This window comes from Marinobacter sp. UBA5687 (assembly GCF_002420325.1).
Taxonomy (GTDB): Bacteria; Pseudomonadota; Gammaproteobacteria; order Pseudomonadales; family Oleiphilaceae; genus Marinobacter; species Marinobacter nauticus.
Window position 1 is genome coordinate 1 of sequence record NZ_DIHV01000061.1, and the last position, 3398, is coordinate 3398.

Here is a 3398-nt window from a genome sequence, read left to right on the forward strand (position 1 = left end):
CACCTTCGCGCTGGCTTTCGGTTTGCTCGGTCATGCCTGCGAAACGGCTCCTTGTTGTCAGCGTGATTCGGTGGCGGCTGGATTTAACTATAATCCAATCCGGTAGTCGCAGCGAATATACAAGCCTATGATTTTTTGGGTTGTATTTACCCTTATATGCACCCGTCAACGACCTGGATGACCCGATGACACAACTGGTGTGGTTCCGTAATGACCTTCGGCTTGCCGACAACCCTGCCCTGACGGCCGCGTGCCAGTCACGAGAACCGGTGCGCGCGTGTTTTGTAGTCACCCCTCAGCAATGGCAGGAACACGACTGGTCTGCCGCCCGGGTACGCTTTGTTCTTGAACACGCCAACGCCCTGGCCCGGGAACTGGCTGAGCTTGGCGTTCCACTGACATTCCTGAACGCCGAGCGTTTTTCGGATGGCAGCGATGCGCTGCTGCAGTTCTGCACGGACAGTGACATTGCCGACGTCCATTTCAACGAGGAGTACGGCATTAACGAACGCCGCAGGGATAAAGCACTGCGCGATCGCCTGGTGGATTTCGGCATCCGGGTGAGCAAGTACCGGGATCAGACCGTCGCCCCGGTCGGCCAGATTCTGACCCAGCAGAACGAACCCTATTCGGTGTTTACGCCCTTCTCCCGTCGTTGGCGCAGTTGGATAGAGGAAACACGGCCCACTCTGCACCCCAGGCCATCCGCAATCGCCAAGGCGGTCAAACCCGAACAGACCGACACCCTGCCTGCGCCGTTCAGAGAGGCACCGAAGCCCCTGGTACCAACGGGAGAGGATGCCGCTCACGAGCAGCTGGAAGCGTTTCTGGCGGAGCGCGCCAAGGACTACAAAGATAACCGGGACTTCCCGGCGCTGGATGGCACCAGCCAGCTCTCCCCCTACCTGGCCAATGGCGTGCTCTCCGGGCGCCAGTGCCTGATTGCGGCAAAGCAATCCGGCCTTTCCGGGGAAGGCGTGGAAACCTGGATCAATGAAATCGCCTGGCGGGATTTCTACATCCATATCCTTTATCACTACCCGCGAGTGAGTATGGGACGTGCGTTCAAGGAGGAAACCGAGGCTCTGGCCTGGAATACGCCGGGCGAGCATTTCGAAGCCTGGAAGGAAGGCCGCACGGGCATCCCTATTGTGGATGCAGCCATGCGCCAGTTGAAAGCCACCGGCTGGATGCACAATCGCCTGCGGATGATCACTGCCATGTTCCTCACCAAGAACCTGTTTATCGACTGGCGGCTTGGTGAAGCCTGGTTTATGCAGAATCTGGTGGATGGCTTTCTGGCGTCTAACAACGGTGGCTGGCAGTGGAGTGCCTCAACGGGTACCGATGCTGCGCCCTACTTTCGGGTGTTCAATCCGGTGACCCAGAGTGAGCGGTTTGATCCTAAGGGGGAGTTTATTCGGAACTGGGTGCCGGAGCTGGCAAAGCTGGACAACAAGCGGATTCATGATCCGTCCAAGGGCGGTGTTATCCCGAAAGGCTACCCCAGACCCATTGTCGATCTGAAAGAGTCCCGTAAAGAGGCCATTGCCAGGTTTCAGGCGCTAAAGGACTGATCATTTGGCGTGTTAACCGCCGTGTCGGGTTGGGAATGCCCTTCCAAAAACCGCTCCTTACGGCACATCCCTGTGGCGCTTCTGCTCCGCCATCCATGGCTCCGCAAATTTTTGGAAGGGCATTCCCAACCCGACACTACTTTGGCGTTAGCCTGCGCATACGGAGCAGTCTGGATCTTTTGCGAGTTTCATTTCTCGCCACTCCATTTGCCAGGCGTCGAGTAGGAGCAAGCGACCGACAAGCGGCCTGCCTACCTCTGAGATTACTTTTATTGCTTCCATGGCCTGAGCCGAGCCGATCATACCGACGAGCGGAGCGATGACCCCAGCTTCCGAGCAGGTCAGGTCTTCGTTGCCCTGTTCAGGATACAGGCAATGGTAACAAGGACTTTCTGGGTGGCGGGGATCGTAAACAGAAAGCTGGCCTTCACCTCTTATTGCAGCCCCCGAAACCAGGGGCACTTTCGAAGAAACCGAAGCCCGGTTCAGGGCGAACCGGGTATTGAAGTTGTCCGTGCAGTCCAGCACCAGTGTGGATTCGCTCACCAACTGACTCAGATCATCACCATCCACCCGGCGATTGACTGCGTTAACGATAATCTCCGGATTGACCGCCCTCACCCGCTCGGCCAGACGCTCGGCTTTTGAATTGCCCAGCCAGCTTTGCTCAAAAGCTATCTGGCGCTGCAGATTTGCCAGCTCGATCTGGTCATCGTCAACCAGAGTCAGGTGGCCAATACCTGCGGCGCCCAGGTAGAGGGCCACAGGACAACCCAGGCCGCCAGCGCCAATAACCAGTACGTGGGCGGCTTTGAGTTTTTCCTGGCCGGCGATGTCGAACCGGGGCATCAGGATTTGCCGGCTGTAGCGGAGGAGTTCTTCGTCGCTGAGCATAGTTGTTCTCGCTATTGGTCGCTGGCCGGTTTCCTGGCCAGGGTCATGCGATCATTGCCGCCGTAATCTTTGCGGGTTTCCATGTTGCGCCATCCGGCTTTTGCAAACAAATCCCGTACAGCGCTGCCCTGGTCGTAGCCATGCTCCAGCAGCATCCAGCCATTGGAGTTGAGCCAGTTCAGTCCTTCGGTCACCAGCAGACGAATATCGTCCAGACCGTCGTCTCCGGCCACAAGGGCAGATTCAGGCTCGAAGCGCACATCGCCTTCCCTTAAATGACGGTCGCTGGCCGGTATATACGGTGGATTGGAAATCAGAAGGTCGAAAGTACCGGCGGGAATCTGGTCGAACCAGTGGCTCTTTACCACGGTAACAGGCAATCCCAGGCGCCGGCTGTTTTCCCGGGCCAGCTCGACCGCGTCTTCCACACGGTCACTGGCCATAATCTGCCAGCCAGGCTGTTCACTGGCCAGAGCCAGCGCGATAGCACCGGTGCCGGTGCCGAGGTCCAGCACGCTTGCGCTGGCAGGTAATTCCAGCGACAGCGCGGCCTCTACCACGCACTCCGTATCTGGCCGGGGGATCAGGGTGGACGGACTGACTTTCAGAGGGAGAGACCAGAACTCCTGCTCCCCCAGCAGATAGGCAACGGGTTGGCCGCTGGCACGCTCGCCCACCAACGCGAAGAACCGCTCTGCCTGCTCCACCGGCACGTCCCGCTCCGGCCACGCCCGGAAACTGGTGCGGGTCAGGCCGGTGATATGGCTCAACAGGAGTTCGGCATCCAGCCTGGGAGACTCACCACCAATCCGGCCTGCCGCTTCTCTCAGCAGGGCCTCACAGGTAAGCGAACATTCACTGCTGCTCATTGGCCATATCTGCCAGCAGTTCGGCCTGGTGTTCCTGCTGCAAGGGAACCACCACGGC

The 3398-nt window shown here is 58.7% G+C and carries 3 protein-coding genes; 1 reads left to right on the forward strand and 2 read right to left on the reverse strand.

Features of this window, described 5'->3' with window-relative positions:
• Positions 1-185 precede the first annotated feature (185 nt).
• Entirely contained in the window at positions 186-1577 is a 1392-nt protein-coding gene (phrB, locus tag B3Y70_RS06395; protein ID WP_286893743.1) for a deoxyribodipyrimidine photo-lyase, read from the forward strand.
• Positions 1578-1724: 147 nt separating this feature from the next.
• Here phrB and B3Y70_RS06400 read toward each other — a convergent pair whose 3' ends face one another.
• Both B3Y70_RS06400 and prmC read right to left on the reverse strand, forming a co-directional pair.
• Positions 1725-2471 carry a HesA/MoeB/ThiF family protein gene (locus B3Y70_RS06400; RefSeq protein ID WP_273029736.1) on the reverse strand — a complete coding sequence of 249 codons (747 nt, stop codon included), beginning with the start codon at positions 2469-2471 and terminating at the stop codon, positions 1725-1727.
• 11 nt (positions 2472-2482) lie between these two features.
• Positions 2483-3340 carry a peptide chain release factor N(5)-glutamine methyltransferase gene (gene prmC / locus B3Y70_RS06405; RefSeq protein ID WP_286893740.1) on the reverse strand — a complete coding sequence of 286 codons (858 nt, stop codon included), beginning with the start codon at positions 3338-3340 and terminating at the stop codon, positions 2483-2485.
• Between the last annotated feature and the right edge of the window lie 58 nt (positions 3341-3398).

What these genes read in the sequence shown, in the direction of transcription:
- phrB (WP_286893743.1), top strand. Translation starts at nt 186, where the DNA reads ATGACACAACTGGTGTGGTTCCGTAATGACCTTCGGCTTGCCGACAAC.
- B3Y70_RS06400 (WP_273029736.1), bottom strand. Translation starts at nt 2,471, where the DNA reads ATGCTCAGCGACGAAGAACTCCTCCGCTACAGCCGGCAAATCCTGATG.
- prmC (WP_286893740.1), bottom strand. Translation starts at nt 3,340, where the DNA reads ATGAGCAGCAGTGAATGTTCGCTTACCTGTGAGGCCCTGCTGAGAGAA.